Genomic DNA, 17,621 nt, shown 5'->3' on the forward strand with positions numbered 1-17,621 from the left:
TTACTCCCTCAGATGTTGTGAAACCTGCCGGTATCGGAGACCGGTTGAGGGAGTATTTCGCGAAGCGCTTCAGAGTGTATGTAAGAAGGTCTTACATGGCTGGCGAGGGGGTGTCACGCAGAGGCAGAAGTCAGCAGGCTGGTCATCAGGGCCCTGAGACGGTTTGGTTTCACCGGCTTGTTCAGGATTGGCAGGTATTGGGCGCGCAGTATCTTGCGGGTGTCGTCACTGCGATCTGCAGTAATGATGGCGGCAGGAATATCCTTGCCAAGGTGGCGGCGCACCCCGTGCACCGCATCGTAGCCGGTTCGTTCATTGTTCAGGTGATAATCCGCCAGGATGATGGCCGGTATCTGGCCGGTTTGCTCCAGAGCCTCTACGGCCTCTGCCTTGCTGGCGGCTGTGAGCACTTCACAGCCCCAACGCTCCAGCAGCAACTGCATGCTCTCCAGCACCGCCGGCTCGTTGTCGATCACCAGTACCGGCACGCCGTCAAAACCATCGGCAAAGTTCTGCAGCGAATCTGCCCGGGCCAGATCCGGCCTGGCCTGAGCAGGTTCCAGTGGCAGGGTCAGTACGAACCGGGAGCCACGACCGGGCCGTGATGACACATCAATGTCGTACCCCAGCACCCGGACCATACGTTCCACGATGGCCAGTCCCAGGCCCACGCCCTGGCGGCCGCCGGTGCCCTGGGGCAACAGCTGATGAAACTCGGTGAAAATGTCCCGGAGTTTGTCTTCCTCAATGCCAACACCGGTGTCCCAGACTTCAATCCGCAGCCGGTCACCTCTCGACCTCAGGGCCATCACCACGCCGCCTTTGCGAGTGTAGCGGAAGGCATTGCTGAGCAGATTGCGAAGGATACGGGTCAGCATGCGCTGATCTGTCCGGACCGTCGCTGGTATGGTGCGAACCCGGAAGCCCAGGCCGGCATTGGCGGCAACGGCCTCGAACTCCTCCCCGAGGGATCTAGCGAGGGCGGCCACATCGGTGTACACCAGGTCCGGTTTCATGGCCTGCTGATCGAGCTTGGAGATATCCAGCAGGTCCGCCAGCAGGTCCTCGGCGCCCTCCAGAGCCCGATGCACCTGGTGCACCATGCGGGTTTCCTGCTCGGGCAGCGTGCTGTCCTGCAGCGCGGAAATCATCAGCCGCGCGGCGTTCAGGGGCTGGAGCAGATCATGGCTGGCTGCAGCAAGGTACTTGTCCTTGCTGCGATTGGCCTCTTTAGCAGCCTCCATGGCAATGACCAGCTCACGTTCGACTTTTTCCCGCTCCTCAATCTGGTAGCGCAGGCCCACGTTGGCATTCTGAAGCGCCTCGGTGCGCTCTTCCACGCGCCGCTCGAGAGTGGCGTTCAACTGCTCCAGTTTCTGCCGGGCCAACACCCGTTCCGTGATGTCGGCCACGAAGGCTTCCACCACTTCCGGACCAAGGTCCGGGCGCCGCAACAGGGTGACAGCAACGTGAACCGGTGTGCGGTCGGCCCGCTGGAAACGGGTTTCCCGCGCGCTCAGACTGCCCTCGTTGAGCAGCTCCTGACGTATGGCATCGAATTCGCTGGAACTACAGAACAGCTGCTCACGGAGCCGGATGACCTTTTCGGTCAGCGCTTCGGGGCTTTCATAACCGCAGATCCTCGCCATGGCTGGATTGCAGGCCAGAAAACCGCCGCGCAGGTTGGCCTGGAAGATGCCGTGCAGGGCGTTCTCGAACAGCCACTTGTAGCGGTTGCGTTCCTGCTCCAGCTCATCAATCCGTTCCTGCAGAGCGGGGTAATAGTTCTTGCGGACGGACTGGCTGCCCAGCCCGAGAAGATCGCCAATTCCGTAGCTACTGTCCTGTTCGCCTTCCTTGAATTCAGAGGGCTTCTTCATAGACAACCTGGACATCCCGCAGCGACGACTTCCGGGGGTTAGTGAGAATGCAGGGGTCCTGCAGGGCAAAGCCGGACAAGTGGGGTATGTCGGATACCGAAACACCAAGCTCGGCCAGCCGTGCTTCAAGCCCAACCCGACGCTTGAGCTCCACAATTCGGTTCATCAGACGCTTTTTGATTTCCGGTTTGGCCATACCACGGGTGTCAATATCCATGGCCTCGGCGACCCGGCGGAAACGGTCTTCGGCAGACTGGAAGTTGTAAGCCACCACGTGCTCCAGCAGCAAGGCGTTGCAGAGGCCATGGGGCAAATCCAGAAACCCGCCGAGGCTGTGGGACATAGCGTGCACCGCACCGAGAATGGCATTGGAGAACGCCAGCCCTGCCTGCATGGAGGCCAGCATGATCTGCTCGCGAAGGTAGGGGTCTGCGGTGTTGTCCACCAGCGGTTCCAGATTCCGGTTGATCAGCCGGATTGCTTCAAGCGCATGGGTGTCCGTCAGAGGGCCACTGCCCGTGGACACGTAAGCCTCGATGGCGTGCACCAGGGCATCGACCCCGGTGCAGGCGGTGAGGTAGGCGTCCATGGTCTCGGTAACTTCCGGATCGATCAGGGACACATCCGGCACCACGGCCTTGCTGATGATCGAAAACTTGAAACGACGGTTGGGGTCGGAAATGATCGCGAACTGGGACACATCCGCAGAGGTGCCGGCCGTGGTCGGAATCAGGATCAGGGGTGGTGACGGGTTGGTAATCGTGTCGACGCCCTCGAACTCCAGGATGCTGCGGCCATGAGTGGCGACGATACCGATGCCCTTGGCGCAGTCCATGGGGCTGCCGCCACCGATGGCGACAATGACATCACATTCACTGGATTTGTAGAGCTCGGCACCGGTCTTCACCTCTTCCACCTTGGGATTGGGTGAAACACCGGTATAAATGGTCGAGCGGATACCCGCATCGGTCAGCAGTGTCACGATCTCGTTGACCCAACCGGCAGCAGCCACACCTGGATCGGACACGAGAAAGACATGCCGGGCACCGAAATTACTCGCGAAGTTGGCCACAGACTTCCGGGAGCCGGCACCAAACACAATTTCCGGTGACACGAACTTTCGCAAGCTGGATATATCGTGGCTCATCAGACTACACTCGACCGCTTGTTGTTATAGGAATAGCCGAGAGTTTAACTCAAGTTCGCCGCCTGTTCATTGGCCTTTTGGCTATGCTTTCGGTAAAAACTGAACGTCCATTCGAGCATGCCGGCCTGATTGGACTGGCGACGAAAACCATGCCCCTCATCTTCAAACCAGTGCAGCTCCGGCGCCCTGCCCGCGGCCTTCATGGCATCAATCATGGCCCGGGTCTGTTCCGGCACCACCACCTTGTCCTGCCCGCCCTGGAAAAAGATCATGGGCGCGGTAATCCGATCGGCGTGATACAGCGGCGTTCGATCCCGCCAACGATCCAGGTGCTCCCCGGGTGCGCCCAAAAGCCAATCCAGATAACCGGATTCAAAGCGATGGGTCATGGCCCGCAATCGAAGTGGATCGGTCACACCAAACATGCTCGCACCGGCGGTGAAACGCCGGCTCCGTATCATTGCCATCAGAGCGGTATATCCCCCGGAACTACGGCCCTGGATGAACACTCTTTGTCCGTCTGCCAAACCAAAAGAGGCCAGGTGATCGGCGGCCCGCTCCATATCTTCCACATCCACCTCGCCCCATCGGCCCTCCAGGGCAAGCCGGAACGCACGACCGAAGCCACTACTGCCTCGATAGTTGATTTCGGCAACGGCAAAGCCCCGCTGGCACCAGTACTGAACCTGGGGATTGAACACCGGATAGGCCGCCGAAGTAGGTCCTCCGTGGGCAATCAGAATCAGTGGAGGAACGTCTGGCGTGGCCAGTTTTGGAGTGTAGAAAAAGCCATGGATCGAGGCTTGACCGGATTGAAGACCCGGAATCTCGATATCAAGGGGCAGTGCAGCACGGGCCCCTGGCATGGCCTCTTCGCCACCGGCAATGGTCCGGACCTCACCGGTCTCGAGATCAACCATGATGACGGCGTCCAGACGGCTGGCAGCTCGGCCGATGCAGTAGAGGTAGCCGCCTGAGGCCTGCAGGCACCGGAAATCGCCGAAGTCCCTGGCAACCCGGATTTCTTCGCCGGTTTTCCCGGATCTGAGCCAGAGTTCGCCCGTGCCGTTGCAGTATCGAACCCGGGCCCACCCGCCACGGCCTGTCGGGCAATGGTGGGATTCGCCCAGTTGCCAGGGCGCGTTGGCATGATCCCGGGCCGGTGAATCAGTGGCGTGCCAACCGCCCTCGTCCCTAATGTCGATACGCCAGGGCTGCCACCAACCCTCGTGATCTGACAGAACCCAGAGCTGACTGTCATCGAACACCGGCTGCTGTACCGAAGCCTCAGAAGGTGTTGGCCATTCCCGGCATTGATCCAACAGCCCATCTTCAGAAAGATTTGCGGTCCACAGGCGGGTGCGCAGCCACGGCATATCCGGCAGCTGCCAGCTGGTCCAGGCAACCTTTCTGCCGTCAGCCGAAATCGCCGGAGCGCTGTAAAAATCCTGGCCGGCGTGAAGGACTGTCCGATCCCCCTGCATGGAGACAGCGACCAGCTGCTGCTGACCTTCCGCTTCCCGCACCGCGAGCACCCGATTGCGAGACGGGTCAGCGACCAACCCACCGTAGAACGCCTTTTTATCATCGGTGAGGTTGAGGCTCTCGCCGCCGGCCAGACTGACAAACCGTATCTGTTGATCCTCACCAACCACGAACACGCCGCTGTCGCCAGCTGCCACGGCGCCGCCACCGTAGCCGTTTACCCGGCTGCGGATGCCAAGATCCTGCGGACCCAGACGAGCCGGCCCGTGATCAGTCAGGTGCCAGAGGGTATTGCAGCCGCGCGCCGGATCCGTCTCCAGCCAGAACACACCGGCCGGGGACACCGTCAGCTCCCCGCGCTGGATGTGGGCCGAGCAGGCTTCATAGGCACTCAGCACCGTTTTGTCGTGGTGATGGCCGCCCAGTGCAGAATCAATGACCGGGTTATTAACCCCGGAAGAAAAGCCGTGAATTGTCCGCATTTCGATAAACCAGTTCAGTCAGGCCGGCCGTGGCGTGATCGGCAGCTTTCCGCGCTGCCAGGATTCGATCATGATACGACGATTTGCTGCATACTGGATCTGCGTTATCGGCATTGCCGGTCAAAAGATAGGCCTGACAGCGGCAGCCACCAAAGTCTTTTTCCTTCTCATCGCAGGAGCGGCAAGGCTCCGGCATCCAGCTATCCCCCCGGTAATGATTGAACCCCGGGCTGTCGAACCAGATGCTTTGGAGATCCATGTCTCGGACATTGGGGAAGTCGATGGGTAGCAAGCGGGCACTGTGGCACGGCAGTGCGGTACCGTCCGGCGCGACTGTCAGGAACAGATTGCCCCAGCCATTCATGCAGGCTTTCGGGCGCTCTTCGTAGTAATCCGGCGTCACGAAGATCAGCTTCATAGCCGAGCCGGATTGCTGCAGCCGTTCGCGGTACTGGTTCACTTCCTGTTCCGCCCGCACCAGCTGGGCTTTGGAGGGCATCAATCCTTCCCTGTTTTCGAACGCCCAGCCGTAATACTGGCAGGTGGCCAGCTCGACGTAGTCCGCGCCCAGGCGCTCACACAGGGACATGATGTCGTTCATCTGGTGGATGTTGTGACGGTGGATCACGAAGTTGAGCACCATCGGGTAGCCGGCTTCCTTGACCGCCCGGGCCATGGCCAGCTTCTGGTCAAAGGCTTTGCGGGAGCCGGCCACGGCGTTGTTCAGCTCCGGGTCAGACGCCTGGAAGCTGACCTGAATGTGGTCCAGCCCCGCCTCGGCAAAGGCATCCACTTTCGCCTCGGTCAGCCCCAGGCCGGAGGTGATCAGGTTGGTGTAATAACCGAGGTGGCGGGCTTCGGCAATCAGCTCCGCCAGGTCCTGTCGCACCAGGGGTTCGCCCCCGGAGAAGCCCAGCTGGGCCGCGCCCATTTTCCGGCCCTTCCGGAGCACACTCACCCACTCCTCGGTGGTCAGCTCCTTCTCGGTCTGGGCAAAGTCCAGCGGATTGGAGCAGTAGGGACACTGCAGCGGGCAGCGGTAGGTGAGTTCCGCCAGCAGCCACAAGGGCGGCCCGGCGTTATGGGGGTTGGCCGGCTTGATCGGATCGGCAGTCTCGGTGCGGCTCATGACAGTTCAATCCAGTGTTGTTGCCGGGCGTCCTGCAGGAATTCGCTCACGTCCTTGCCCAGCGGGCCGGCGTCCGGGAACTGCTGTTCCAGACTGGTGACGATATCCGCCACACTGCGCTGGCCGTCCACTTCATTGAGAATGGCACCGGCACTGCCGTTGAGCTTCACCATGCCTTCCGGATAAAGCAGCACATAACTTTCCTGTGCTGGCTCCCACTGGAACCGGAACCCCCGACGAAAACGCGGTACTTCATGCATACTCACCTCCATTACAACCCCCGGTGCCAGACCTGTTCATCGGTCACGGTGTGATAGGGCGGGGTGCGGTGGCCGTAGGCCATGGTCATTGCATCCAGCATGGTCCAGAGGATATCCAGCTTGAACTGCAGGATCTCCAGGGCCCGGGACTGCTGGGCATCGGTGGTGAAGTGGTCCAGGGTAATGGTCAGGCCATGTTCCACATCCCTTCTGGCTTCCGACAGGCGCTTGCGGAAGTAGCTGTAGCCGCTCTCTTCAATCCAGGGATAGTGGGCCGGCCAGCTGTCCAGTCGGGACTGGTGGATTTCCGGGGCAAACAGTTCGGTCAGGGAGGAGCAGGCCGCCTCTTGCCAGGTCGCCCGGCGGGCAAAGTTCAGATAGGCGTCGACCGCAAAGCGGACACCCGGCAAAACATGGCGCTGGTCAATCACCTCTTCCCGGCTCAGGCCCACGGCTTCGGCGAGGGACAGCCAGGCTTCTATGCCGCCGACGTCGCCGTCGTGGCCATCGTGATCCAGAATCCGCTGCAACCAGAGCCGGCGCACACCGGCATCCGGGCAGTTGGCCATGATGGCGGAGTCTTTCTGGGGAATCCTGATCTGGTAGTAATAGCGGTTGGCCACCCAGCCGCGAATCTGTTCGGGCGTGCACTGCCCTCCGTACATGGCTTTATGGTACGGGTGGTGGATGTGGTAGTACTGGCCCTTGGCCCGCAGGGCCTGCTCGAAATCCGTCCGGTTCATCGCGGTGTTGGCTTTGGCGTTCATGGCTGCCCCGACAGGTCGATGTGCATTCCATCCCAGGACACCTCGATGCCGTGGCGGGTCAGTTCCGCCCGCTCCGGGGAGTCTTCGTTCAGGATCGGGTTGGTGTTGTTGATATGGATAAGAATCTTGCGCTGGGCCGGCATGGTATCGAGCACCTCAATCATGCCGCCGGGGCCGCTCTGGGCCAGATGCCCCATGGCCTGGCCGGTCTTGGTGCCCACTTCCTGGCGGATCATCTCGTCGTCGTGCCAGACGGTCCCGTCCACCATCAGCACGTCGGCCAGGCGCATCCAGCCGAGAATACGGTCGTCCGGCTCACCCAGGCCCGGGGCATAGAGCACGGTTTGACCGGTGCGGGTGTCTTTCAGGAAAAGGCCAATGTTATCGCCCGGGTGCGGGTTGTCCCGGCGCGGTGAATACGGGGGTGCGTTGCTCAGCAGCGGAATGGCGGTCAGCTCGATGGACGGTGCGCAGGGAATGGTAAAGGGCGCCTGCTCGGACGCCTCAATGCGTCGCCAGTTCAGGCCACCGTTCCAGTGCTCAAGCATGGTGAACAGCGGAAAACCACCGCTGAGGTCTTCATGCACCTGTTCGGTACACCAGACGTCCATCGGCAACCCCTCGCGCAGGGACAATAAACCGGTGGTGTGGTCCACCTGGCTATCCATCAGCACGATGGCATCAATGCCGGTATCGCGCAGAGCCCGGGCCGGCTGCATCGCTTCGAAAGAAGCCAGCTGGGCACGAATGTCGGGGGACGCGTTGAACAGAATCCAGTGCTCGCCGTCTTCACTGATGGCAATGGAAGACTGGGTGCGGGCCCGGGCGTTCAGGGTGCCCTTGCGGAAGCCGTCGCAGTTGGCGCAGTTACAGTTCCACTGGGGAAAGCCACCGCCGGCGGCGGAGCCCAGAACGTGAATCAACATGGTGGGTCACTCCACAAGCAAAACGGCCAGCTCGAGGCTGGCCGCTTCAGCACTCAGCGATTGGCGAAGTACATGGTGACTTCGAAACCGATGCGGAGATCTTCGTAGGCTGGTTTGGTCCACATAATGCTCACCTCTATTGTCATGATTGTTAGCGCATTGCGGGTGAATCAACGACATTGCCGATAACCCAGTTCCCATCCTATCGGCCGGGGCAAGGGGCCAATATGGTACTTTGGAACTGTTTTGGTGCCTCCCTAGGTCGCAAAAACCAGCTGCAGACTGGCGCCCTAGTCTGAAACGAAAAAAGGCCCTGGGAAGGGCCAAAAGAGAGTGACAGAAAAACCCGAACTCTCGTCAGAGAGTCGCCCCGGCCAGACACCGGGGGATGAAGGTGCACGTCCACTGTGCTGACTCACAGGCGGGCCCGTGTGGGAGGCCCGCTTACCGCTCACAGATTCAGAAGAAACCCAGCGGGTTGGTGTCGTAGCTCACCAGCATGCACTTGGTCTGCTGGTAGTGCTCGAGCGCCATCTTGTGGGTTTCACGGCCGACGCCAGACTTCTTGTAACCACCGAAGGCAGCATGAGCCGGGTAAGCGTGGTAGCAGTTCATCCACACCCGACCGGCCTGGATGTTGCGGCCCATCCGGTAGGCGAGGTTGGTGTCACGGGTCCATACGCCGGCACCCAGACCAAACTCGGTGTCGTTGGCGATGGCCAGGGCCTCTTCCTCGGTCTTGAAGGTGGTAACACCCACAACCGGCCCGAAGATTTCTTCCTGGAACACGCGCATCTTGTTGTCGCCCTTGAACAGGGTGGGCTGGATGTAGAAGCCATTGTTGAACTCTTCATCCAGATGCTCGCGGTCGCCGCCAGTCAGCACCACAGCGCCCTCTTCCTTACCAATGGCCAGGTAGGACATGATTTTGTCGAACTGTTCTTTTGACGCCTGGGCACCTACCTGAACATCGGTGTCCAGCGGGTTGCCACGCTTGATCGACTTGGTGCGCTGAACCACCTTCTGCATGAACTCTTCGAACATGTCTTCCTGAACCAGTGCCCGTGACGGACAGGTGCAGACTTCGCCCTGGTTGAAGAACGCCAGCACCAGACCTTCCACGCACTTGTCGATGAATTCCGGCTCGGCCTTCATCACGTCGGAGAAGTAGATGTTCGGGGATTTACCACCCAGCTCCACTGTGGAGGGGATGATATTTTCAGCCGCGCACTTGAGGATGTGGGAGCCAACCGGGGTGGAGCCGGTAAAGGCAATCTTGGCAATACGCTTGCTGGTGGCCAGGGCTTGGCCAGCCTCAATGCCATAACCGTTCACGATGTTCAGTACGCCCGGCGGCAACAGGTCGCCAATGATTTCCATCAGTACCAGAATGCTGGCAGGGGTTTGCTCCGCAGGCTTCAACACGGTGCAGTTACCGGCGGCCAGACAGGGGCCCAGTTTCCAGGCCGCCATCAGAATCGGGAAGTTCCAGGGAATAATCTGACCAACCACGCCCAGCGGCTCGTGGAAATGGTATGCCACGGTATTGTGGTCGATCTCGCCCATGTGGCCTTCCTGGGCACGAAGACAACCCGCGAAGTAGCGGAAGTGATCAGCCGCGAGGGGAATGTCGGCGTTCAGGGTTTCGCGCACGGCCTTGCCGTTGTCCCAGGTTTCCGCAACTGCGAGTTTCTCGAGGTTGGCCTCGATACGATCCGCAATTTTCAGCAGGATGTTGGAACGCTCGGTGGGTGAGGTTTTGCCCCACGCTGGTGCCGCCTTGTGCGCTGCATCCAGAGCCAGGTCAATATCTTCGGCACTGGAGCGCGGAATTTCACAGATCACATTGCCAGTCACCGGTGTGATGTTCTCGAAATACTGGCCTTTTACCGGGGCAACCCACTCGCCACCGATGTAGTTCTCGTAACGGGATTTGAAAGAAACGACGGAGCCATCCTTTCCTGGTTGTGCGTAGATCATGATCTCGACCTCTTGTTGTGTTTGTCGCAGGGCAACGCGGCCTTTCGCGTTTACCCATTCAATGTAGACCTCAATTTCGAATCATTGAATGATGCGATGGAGGCGAAAAACTCATCCCTTGGTAGTAGATGGCTCGAAGGCCATGCCACCATTGGCGCGGCTCCGAAATCACTCTCCGAAAAAAAATGCACAGGAAAGGCACTGTTCGATGCACAAAAACAGTGCGCTCGCCCAGGCAAGAAGCAGACCTGTCAGACACCTCAAATCCCACCACAATAAAAACAGTAACTTAGCGATTGGCATGGACTCTGCAGAGTATCCACTACGCAGCGAGACGTTGGTTACTGAAACCACAATCAAAGCGCCACAATCTGACCAATGGTCAACTAGGGTTCCGGTCTGCCAACAGTGAAGGCAGACGCCTGGTCCGAGAGTTGACGACCTTTTCCAAGGTTACACGGCGGGACAAAAGCCCGGGAGGATCGCTCAGTTACTGACGCCTCTCGCTTTTTAATTGCCTAACCAGGAGGAAAAGGCCATGTTGCAAACCGCAGCCCCCCTCTACGACGATCTGATTCCCGGCGGATCCCACTGGTCTTTTATCATGCGCCGCGGCCACGTTCTGCGCCTGATTGATGAAACCGGCGGGGCCAATGTCGGCATGTTGATGTACAACCCCGAGAACCCGCTCGAGCGGTACAACATGCCGGACACCCTGAAAAACCAGCACACCTTCCTGCTCACCAAGGGCCACGTGCTGCTCTCGGACATGGGCCGGGTATTTGCCTCCATCATCCGCGATGACCTGGGCTGGCACGACACCGTCGCCGGCACCTGCAATGCCGATCTGGTGGAAAAGCGCTGGGGCAAAAAGACCTATCAGGAAGCCCATAACCACTACCACCGAAACGGGTTCAACAGTTTCCTGAACGAGCTGGCCAAATACGGGCTCGGCAAGAAAGACCTGACCGCCAACCTGAACTGGTTCAGCAAGGTAAAGACTGACGACGACGGCAACATGACCTTCGCCGAGTGCCACTCCCATGCCGGCGCCACGGTGGACCTGCGTTTCGAGATGGACACCATCGTGGTGCTGCACACCTGCCCGCATCCGATGAATCCGGCCAGCGAATACCCCAGTCACCCCCTGCGCTACCAGTTGTTCAAGGCGGCGCCAGTGACCGATGCCGATCCGTGCAAAACCTCGTCGCCCGAGGCGACACGGGCATTTGCCAACACCGCTCTTTATCACCTGATGCAGTAATGGGAGGCCGGAGATGATCAAGCAAAGCACACTGAAGCCCGAAAATGCCGCCTTCCGCGAAACCGTGCCGGCTGGCGAGTATTTCCTGAAAGTGGTGAAAGCCGGCCAGACCGTCCGAATCCTGGATCTGGAAGGCAACCAGGCCGCCGACACCCTGTTCTACAACGCCCACAATCCGACCGAACGCTACAGCGCCGTGGACACTATCCGTGAGCAGGGCAACGTCTACCTGACCGCCGGCTCGAAGCTGATGTCCTCTGAAAACAACGTAATGCTGGAAATCACCTCCGATACCTGCGGCCGGCACGACACCCTGGGCGGCGCCTGCGCGGCCGAGAGCAACACCACCCGTTACGCCCTTGAGAAAAAGTGCATGCACGCCTGCCGCGACAGCTGGCTGGTGGCCGTCACCGAACACGAAGAGCTGGGCATGAGCAAACGGGATATCACCCACAACATCAACTTCTTCATGAATGTCCCGGTCACGGCCGACGGCGGACTCAACTTCGCCGATGGGATTTCCGATGCCGGCAAATACGTGGAACTGGAAGCGAAGATGGACGTTCTGGTGATGATCTCCAACTGCCCGCAGCTCAACAATCCCTGCAACGGCTGGAACCCGACACCGATTGAGGTGCTGGTATGGAGCTGAGCGGCAGATTCTCAAAGGTCCTGATCGCCAACCGCGGCGCCATCGCCTGCCGGGTCATTCGCACGCTGCGTGACATGGGGCTGACCTCGGTTGCCGTCTACGCCGAAGCGGATTCCGATTCGCTTCACGTACGGCAGGCGGACGAGGCGTATTCCCTGGGAGAGGGCCCGGCAGCGACCACTTACCTGGATCAGGACAAACTGTTTGAGGTAATTCGCAAAAGCGGTGCCGGCGCCATTCACCCCGGCTATGGCTTCCTGAGCGAGAATGCCGATTTTGCCCGGCGCTGTGAACGCGAGGGCGTGGTCTTCCTGGGCCCGACACCCGAGCAGATGGAGCAATTCGGTCTCAAGCATACGGCACGGTCACTGGCTGAAAGCGCCGGCGTACCGCTGCTACCAGGCACCGACTTGCTGACCAATCTGGAGGAAGCACTAGAAGCGGCCGACACCATCGGCTACCCGGTCATGCTGAAAAGCACCGCCGGCGGTGGCGGTATCGGCATGTCCCGCTGCTACAGCCCGGACGATCTGAGCAATAGCTTTGATTCGGTCCAGCGCCTGAGCCAGAACAACTTCAGCAACAGCGGCGTGTTCCTGGAAAAATTTGTGGAACATGCCCGCCATGTGGAAGTGCAGCTTTTCGGCGACGGCCAGGGCCAGGTTCTGGCCCTGGGCGAGCGAGACTGTTCCGCCCAACGCCGGAACCAGAAAGTGATTGAAGAAGCACCGGCTCCCGGGCTCACCGAGGACGTCCGCACACGCATGCACGCCACCGCGCGCCAGCTGGGCGAAAGTATCAGCTACCGCAGTGCCGGCACCGTGGAGTTTATCTACGACCCGGACACCACCGAGTTCTACTTCCTGGAAGTGAATACCCGCTTACAGGTGGAGCACGGTGTGACCGAGCAGGTTTATGGCGTGGATCTGGTCCGATGGATGGTGGAACTGGGCGCAGGCACCCTGCCCGACCTGGCAAAACTGGGCAGCAACCTCGCGCCTTCCGGCCACGCCATCCAGGCCCGGATCTATGCGGAAGACCCCAACAAGGATTTCCAGCCCGGAGCCGGCCTGCTCACCAACGTGGCCTGGCCCGAGGACGAGGCACTGCGAATCGATACCTGGATTCAGCCGGGCACAGAGGTGTCGCCGCTTTATGATCCCATGCTCGCCAAGGTGATTGTGCATGAGGCCGATCGCGAATCGGCCCGCCAGCGGTTGATGCAGGCACTCGACGACAGCCAGCTCTATGGCATCGAGACCAACCTGAAATACGTGCGCCAGGTGCTGGACGACCCGCGCTTTGCAGAGGGCAGACTGTTTACTCGAACCCTCAACGAATTCGATTACCAGCCGGCGACGGTGGATGTGCTCAGTGGCGGCACCCTGACCACCATCCAGGACTACCCCGGTCGCATCGGCTACTGGGAGATCGGCGTCCCGCCCTCGGGTCCTTTCGACAGCTATTCGTTCCGGCTTGGCAATCGACTGCTGGGTAATCCCGAAGGGGCTCCAGGCCTGGAAATCACCCTGAAGGGGCCAGTGCTCACCTTCAACCGCGCCACACAGATTGCGCTGACTGGCGCCCAACTGGACGCCACGCTGGACGATGAGCCGGTCGCCTTCTGGCAGGTGATCGACGTACCCGCCGGCGCCACCCTGAAGCTGGGCGCCACCACGGCGGACGGAGCACGGGCCTATGTTCTATTCAGCGGTGGGCTGGACTGCCCGGAATACCTGACCTCCTGCAGCACCTTTACCCTGGGCCAGTTCGGCGGCCATTGTGGTCGCGCCTTGCGGGCCGGCGATGTGCTGGCCCTGGCGGAGTCTGAGCCAACCGGCCTGACCACTCTCCCTGCCGACCTGAAACCGACCATCGGCAAAACCTGGAAACTGCACGTCACCTATGGCCCCCATGGCGCGCCGGACTACTTCACTGGAGAAGATATAGACACCTTCTTCGCCAGCGACTGGGAGATTCACTACAACTCGAGCCGCACCGGCGTTCGCCTGATTGGCCCGAAACCGGAATGGGCGCGCAGCGATGGCGGCGAGGCCGGTATGCATCCGTCCAATATCCACGACAACGCCTACGCAGTTGGCACCGTGGATTTCACGGGCGATATGCCGGTCATTCTCGGTCCCGATGGCCCCAGCCTGGGCGGCTTTGTCTGCCCGGTGACCGTCATCAGCGCTGACCTCTGGAAACTGGGCCAGCTGAAAGCCGGTGACAAGGTGAAATTTGTACCGGTAAGCCAGGACCAGGCCGTGGCTCTGAGGGAAGCGCTGGACGAGTCCGTGGCAACACTGACCGCCGCTACGGCCCACATCAAACCCATCAAGCCGACCACCCCGATTCTGGACTCGCTGAGCGTCAACGAGCATGAAACCGGGGTGGTCTACCGGGCCGCCGGCGACAATTACGTGCTGGTGGAATACGGCCCGATGGAACTGGATATCCGTCTGCGCTTCCGCGCCCACGCGCTGATGCTGTGGCTGCGCCAGCAGAATCACGACGCCATTCTGGAGCTGACCCCCGGCATCCGCTCCCTGCAGGTGCATTACGACAGCCAGAAACTAAACCAACGCACGCTGCTGGATCTGCTGATCAGCGCTGAAAAGGAACTGGAAAAGCAGCCCGAGTGGGATGTGCCCGCACGCATCGTGCACCTGCCCCTGTCCTGGGATGACGAGGCCTGCCAGACCGCCATCGCCAAATACATGCAGTCGGTGCGCAAGGACGCCCCCTGGTGCCCGAGCAACCTGGAGTTCATCCGCCGCATCAACGGACTGGACAGCATCGATGAGGTAAAAAAGACGCTTTTCGAGGCAACCTATCTGGTGATGGGCCTGGGCGACGTCTATCTGGGCGCGCCGGTCGCTACCCCGCTGGATCCCCGGCATCGGCTGGTGACCACCAAATACAACCCGGCCCGGACCTGGACCGCGGAGAACTCCGTGGGCATCGGCGGCGCCTACCTGTGCATCTACGGCATGGAGGGCCCAGGCGGCTACCAGTTTGTTGGTCGCACCCTGCAGATGTGGAACCGCTACCGCACGACCGACCTGTTCGAGGCTGGCAAGCCCTGGCTGCTCCGGTTCTTTGACCAGGTGCGCTTCTACGAGGTCAGTGCCGAAGAACTGCAGCAAATCCGACGGGACTTTCCCAACGGCGACTACCCGATAAAGGTCGAGGAAACCCGCTTCAACCTGAAGGACTACGAGCAGTTTCTGGAAAACAACGACGACGAAATCCAGACCTTCACAGCCAAGCGCAAGCAAGCCTTCGATGAGGAACTGCAGCGCTGGATAGAGTCGGGCCAGATCAACTTCAGCTCCGAGGCGCCCATTGAGGAGACCGGCGAGGACGACATCGCCAACCTGCCCGCTGGCCAGCACGCGGTGGAAAGCCACGTAGCCGGCAACCTCTGGGAATGCCTGGTCAAGCCAGGCGACACCATCGATGCCCAGCGGCCTGTGGCGGTTATTGAATCCATGAAGATGGAAATCGAATTACTGAGCCCCGTAACCGGACGCGTGGTGGACGTGCGTCGGGAAGCGGGACAGGCGGTCTCGCCCGGAACGCCGGTCGTGATCGTGGAAGAGATTACCGAGTAATGCCAGCAACCAAAAAAACCTGAAAAAGACCAAACCTGCAAACACGGGCAAGGCCCGAGGAGAGACACCATGAATACACGCGACATCACCAAACGTCTGGCGGCCGGTCTGTTCACGGCCTCCCTGTCCATGGGTGCAATGGCCGAGGAAAAGGATTCCTTCAGCATCGCCTGGACCATCTATGCCGGTTGGGTGCCCTGGCAGTACGCCGAGGACTACGGAATCATGAAAAAGTGGGCGGACAAGTACGATATCGAGGTGGATATCGTGCAGGTGAACGACTACATCGAGTCCATTAACCAGTACACCGCCGGCCAGTTTGACGGCGTTGTTGCCACCAGCATGGATGGTCTGTCGATTCCGGCAGCCTCTGGCGTGGACACCACCGCGTTGATCGTCGGTGACTACTCGAACGCCAACGACGGTCTGGTGTCCAAGGACGCAGAATCCATTGCCGACCTGGAAGGCGAGACCGTGCACTTGGTTGAGCTGTCCGTTTCCCACTACCTGCTTGTCCGTGCGCTGAACACCGTTGGTCTGGAAGAGCGGGATATCAGCGTGGTGAACATTTCCGACGCCGATCTGGTTTCGGCGTTCCAGACCGATGATGTCCGCCACGTGGCTACCTGGAACCCGCTGCTGGCGGAAGTGGAAGCCTACCCGGGCGCCACCAAGCTGTTCGATTCCAGCCAGATTCCGGGCCACATCAAGGATCTGACCCTGGTGAACACGGAAACCCTGGAAGACAACCCGAAGCTGGGTAAGGCGCTGGTCGGCGCCTGGTATGAAACCATGAGCATTCTCGCCTCCGACAGTGAAGAAGGTCAGGAAGCGCGGGCATTTCTCGGCGAGCTCTCCGGTACCGACCAGGCCGGCTACGAAGCCCAGCTGGCCGGCATGAAGATGTTCTGGGAGCCGCAGATGTCGGTGGACTTCATCAACAGCAATGAAGCCCTGGACGCCATGGACAGCGTTCGCCAGTTCTCTTTCGACAAGGGCCTCCTGGGCCAGGGAGCCATGAGCCCCGATTTCGTGGGCATCGAGTTTCCGGATGGTTCAATCATGGGTGACTCCGCCAATGTGAAGCTGCGGTTTAACGACAGCTATATGCAGATGGCGGCTGACGGGGAGATCTGAGCGATCGTCGTCTAAAACTCTGCTAGGATCGGGCACGATTAGTCGTGCCCTTTTTTGTGGGCTTCGGAGGTGGATTGGGTTTGGGGTGCCTTTCCAAAACACGCTCCTTCGGCCCATCCATGGGGCGCTTGGGCTCCGCCATCCCTGGCTCCGCACAGTTTTGGAAAGGCACCCCAAACCCAATCGTCCAACCTCATGATTAGCCGCCGAGAAAAATCTATTTATGCGCCGTACCAAGGAAGATGCCGAGAAAACCCGCCAGACCGTACTTGAGGCCGCGCTCAAGTTGTTTAGTCGTGACGGTTACTCACTGACGACCTTGAGCCGTATTGCCAAAGAAGCTGGGTGCAGTCGTGGGCCGATCTACTGGCATTTTGAAAACAAGGATGATCTTTACGAGGCCGTACTTGCCTACTCCCAGGAACCCCTGGAAGCCCTGGTCGCGGAATGTTCCGGCATGCTGGAAACGCCTGTTGAGGCCATGGATCATTTTATTGAATGCTGGCTGGGCCTGCTGGCCAATGATCGGAAGTATCGTCAGTCGTTCGAGATTCTGTTGAACAAGACCGAGCTGACCGATGCCATGAGTCGGACGCTGAAGCGGGAGCGGGCGTTGACCAAGTCGATTATTGCGATGTTCCGGGATCTGGTGGGCCAGGCCGTCGGGCAGGGTCTGATTAGCACGCAGGAAGATCCAGAGGATCTTGGGCTGCTGAGTTACACCTATCTGATGGGCATTACCCAGACCTGGCTGTTTGCGCCGAAGTTGTTCTCACTGAAACAGCAAACGCCGTTTTTCCAGCGTCAGTTCTGGCGACTGTTAGGCAAATCGAACTGATTGGCTCATTCGGACAAGCAATCCTTTTTACCAATCCGGCACCATAAGTTTTACATT

Annotated in this window: 14 protein-coding genes and 1 riboswitch; of the genes, 5 read left to right on the forward strand and 9 right to left on the reverse strand. The window is 59.9% G+C overall.

Going from position 1 to position 17,621, the window contains the following annotated elements:
• Positions 1-113: 113 nt before the first annotated feature.
• The 9 genes from KEHDKFFH_RS10100 to exaC all read right to left on the reverse strand — a co-directional run bounded on the left by KEHDKFFH_RS10100 (position 114) and on the right by exaC (position 10,056).
• On the reverse strand, positions 114-1,880 hold the full coding sequence (locus KEHDKFFH_RS10100) for a PAS domain-containing hybrid sensor histidine kinase/response regulator (RefSeq protein ID WP_104321805.1): 1,767 nt from the start codon (positions 1,878-1,880) through the stop codon (positions 114-116).
• On the reverse strand, positions 1,864-3,027 hold the full coding sequence (gene ercA, locus KEHDKFFH_RS10105) for an alcohol dehydrogenase-like regulatory protein ErcA (protein WP_104321806.1): 1,164 nt from the start codon (positions 3,025-3,027) through the stop codon (positions 1,864-1,866). Before ercA ends, KEHDKFFH_RS10100 begins: the two co-directional genes overlap by 17 nt.
• 44 nt (positions 3,028-3,071) lie before the next feature.
• Positions 3,072-4,994, reverse strand: coding sequence for an alpha/beta hydrolase family protein (locus KEHDKFFH_RS10110; protein ID WP_104321807.1), 1,923 nt, complete (start codon positions 4,992-4,994; stop codon positions 3,072-3,074).
• A complete protein-coding gene (pqqE, locus tag KEHDKFFH_RS10115; RefSeq protein WP_192875772.1) occupies positions 4,960-6,123 on the reverse strand; it encodes a pyrroloquinoline quinone biosynthesis protein PqqE in 1,164 nt (387 codons plus the stop codon). The genes KEHDKFFH_RS10110 and pqqE overlap by 35 nt, the downstream gene beginning before the upstream one ends.
• On the reverse strand, positions 6,120-6,395 hold the full coding sequence (pqqD, locus tag KEHDKFFH_RS10120) for a pyrroloquinoline quinone biosynthesis peptide chaperone PqqD (protein WP_104321808.1): 276 nt from the start codon (positions 6,393-6,395) through the stop codon (positions 6,120-6,122). The genes pqqE and pqqD overlap by 4 nt, the downstream gene beginning before the upstream one ends.
• Positions 6,395-7,150: a pyrroloquinoline-quinone synthase PqqC gene (pqqC, locus tag KEHDKFFH_RS10125; protein WP_104321809.1), complete on the reverse strand. Its 756-nt coding sequence runs from the start codon at positions 7,148-7,150 to the stop codon at positions 6,395-6,397. Before pqqC ends, pqqD begins: the two co-directional genes overlap by 1 nt.
• Positions 7,147-8,076, reverse strand: a complete 930-nt coding sequence (gene pqqB, locus KEHDKFFH_RS10130; protein WP_104321810.1) for a pyrroloquinoline quinone biosynthesis protein PqqB — start codon at positions 8,074-8,076, stop codon at positions 7,147-7,149. Before pqqB ends, pqqC begins: the two co-directional genes overlap by 4 nt.
• Positions 8,077-8,129: 53 nt before the next feature.
• Complete coding sequence (gene pqqA, locus KEHDKFFH_RS10135) at positions 8,130-8,201, reverse strand: pyrroloquinoline quinone precursor peptide PqqA (RefSeq protein WP_007153157.1); 72 nt, start codon at positions 8,199-8,201, stop codon at positions 8,130-8,132.
• Between the two features lie 334 nt (positions 8,202-8,535).
• Entirely contained in the window at positions 8,536-10,056 is a 1,521-nt protein-coding gene (gene exaC / locus KEHDKFFH_RS10140; protein ID WP_104321811.1) for an acetaldehyde dehydrogenase ExaC, read from the reverse strand.
• Between the two features lie 375 nt (positions 10,057-10,431).
• A riboswitch (guanidine-I (ykkC/yxkD leader) is annotated at positions 10,432-10,538 on the forward strand.
• A 56-nt stretch (positions 10,539-10,594) separates the two neighbouring features.
• Here exaC and KEHDKFFH_RS10145 point away from each other — a divergent pair.
• From KEHDKFFH_RS10145 to KEHDKFFH_RS10165, 5 genes are all read left to right on the forward strand, one after another.
• Positions 10,595-11,320: an urea amidolyase associated protein UAAP1 gene (locus tag KEHDKFFH_RS10145; protein ID WP_104321812.1), complete on the forward strand. Its 726-nt coding sequence runs from the start codon at positions 10,595-10,597 to the stop codon at positions 11,318-11,320.
• 13 nt (positions 11,321-11,333) lie between these two features.
• The gene (locus tag KEHDKFFH_RS10150; RefSeq protein WP_104321813.1) at positions 11,334-11,972 is read left to right on the forward strand and encodes an urea amidolyase associated protein UAAP2; all 639 of its coding nucleotides are present in this window, start codon (positions 11,334-11,336) and stop codon (positions 11,970-11,972) included.
• Positions 11,963-15,589 (forward strand): urea carboxylase, encoded by a 3,627-nt coding sequence (uca, locus tag KEHDKFFH_RS10155; protein ID WP_104321814.1) that lies wholly within the window; start codon positions 11,963-11,965, stop codon positions 15,587-15,589. The genes KEHDKFFH_RS10150 and uca overlap by 10 nt, the downstream gene beginning before the upstream one ends.
• 69 nt (positions 15,590-15,658) lie before the next feature.
• On the forward strand, positions 15,659-16,726 hold the full coding sequence (locus tag KEHDKFFH_RS10160; protein ID WP_104321815.1) for a putative urea ABC transporter substrate-binding protein: 1,068 nt from the start codon (positions 15,659-15,661) through the stop codon (positions 16,724-16,726).
• Between the two features lie 223 nt (positions 16,727-16,949).
• Positions 16,950-17,564, forward strand: coding sequence for a TetR family transcriptional regulator (locus tag KEHDKFFH_RS10165; RefSeq protein WP_104321816.1), 615 nt, complete (start codon positions 16,950-16,952; stop codon positions 17,562-17,564).
• Positions 17,565-17,621: the final 57 nt, after the last annotated feature.

Source organism: Marinobacter maroccanus (assembly GCF_002933275.1).
In the GTDB taxonomy this organism is placed as follows: Bacteria; Pseudomonadota; Gammaproteobacteria; order Pseudomonadales; family Oleiphilaceae; genus Marinobacter; species Marinobacter maroccanus.

What these genes read in the sequence shown, in the direction of transcription:
- pqqE (WP_192875772.1), bottom strand. Translation starts at nt 6,123, where the DNA reads ATGAGCCGCACCGAGACTGCCGATCCGATCAAGCCGGCCAACCCCCAT.
- exaC (WP_104321811.1), bottom strand. Translation starts at nt 10,056, where the DNA reads ATGATCTACGCACAACCAGGAAAGGATGGCTCCGTCGTTTCTTTCAAA.
- pqqB (WP_104321810.1), bottom strand. Translation starts at nt 8,076, where the DNA reads ATGTTGATTCACGTTCTGGGCTCCGCCGCCGGCGGTGGCTTTCCCCAG.
- pqqD (WP_104321808.1), bottom strand. Translation starts at nt 6,395, where the DNA reads ATGGAGGTGAGTATGCATGAAGTACCGCGTTTTCGTCGGGGGTTCCGG.
- KEHDKFFH_RS10110 (WP_104321807.1), bottom strand. Translation starts at nt 4,994, where the DNA reads ATGCGGACAATTCACGGCTTTTCTTCCGGGGTTAATAACCCGGTCATT.
- ercA (WP_104321806.1), bottom strand. Translation starts at nt 3,027, where the DNA reads ATGAGCCACGATATATCCAGCTTGCGAAAGTTCGTGTCACCGGAAATT.
- KEHDKFFH_RS10150 (WP_104321813.1), top strand. Translation starts at nt 11,334, where the DNA reads ATGATCAAGCAAAGCACACTGAAGCCCGAAAATGCCGCCTTCCGCGAA.
- uca (WP_104321814.1), top strand. Translation starts at nt 11,963, where the DNA reads ATGGAGCTGAGCGGCAGATTCTCAAAGGTCCTGATCGCCAACCGCGGC.
- KEHDKFFH_RS10145 (WP_104321812.1), top strand. Translation starts at nt 10,595, where the DNA reads ATGTTGCAAACCGCAGCCCCCCTCTACGACGATCTGATTCCCGGCGGA.
- KEHDKFFH_RS10100 (WP_104321805.1), bottom strand. Translation starts at nt 1,880, where the DNA reads ATGAAGAAGCCCTCTGAATTCAAGGAAGGCGAACAGGACAGTAGCTAC.
- pqqC (WP_104321809.1), bottom strand. Translation starts at nt 7,150, where the DNA reads ATGAACGCCAAAGCCAACACCGCGATGAACCGGACGGATTTCGAGCAG.
- KEHDKFFH_RS10165 (WP_104321816.1), top strand. Translation starts at nt 16,950, where the DNA reads ATGCGCCGTACCAAGGAAGATGCCGAGAAAACCCGCCAGACCGTACTT.
- KEHDKFFH_RS10160 (WP_104321815.1), top strand. Translation starts at nt 15,659, where the DNA reads ATGAATACACGCGACATCACCAAACGTCTGGCGGCCGGTCTGTTCACG.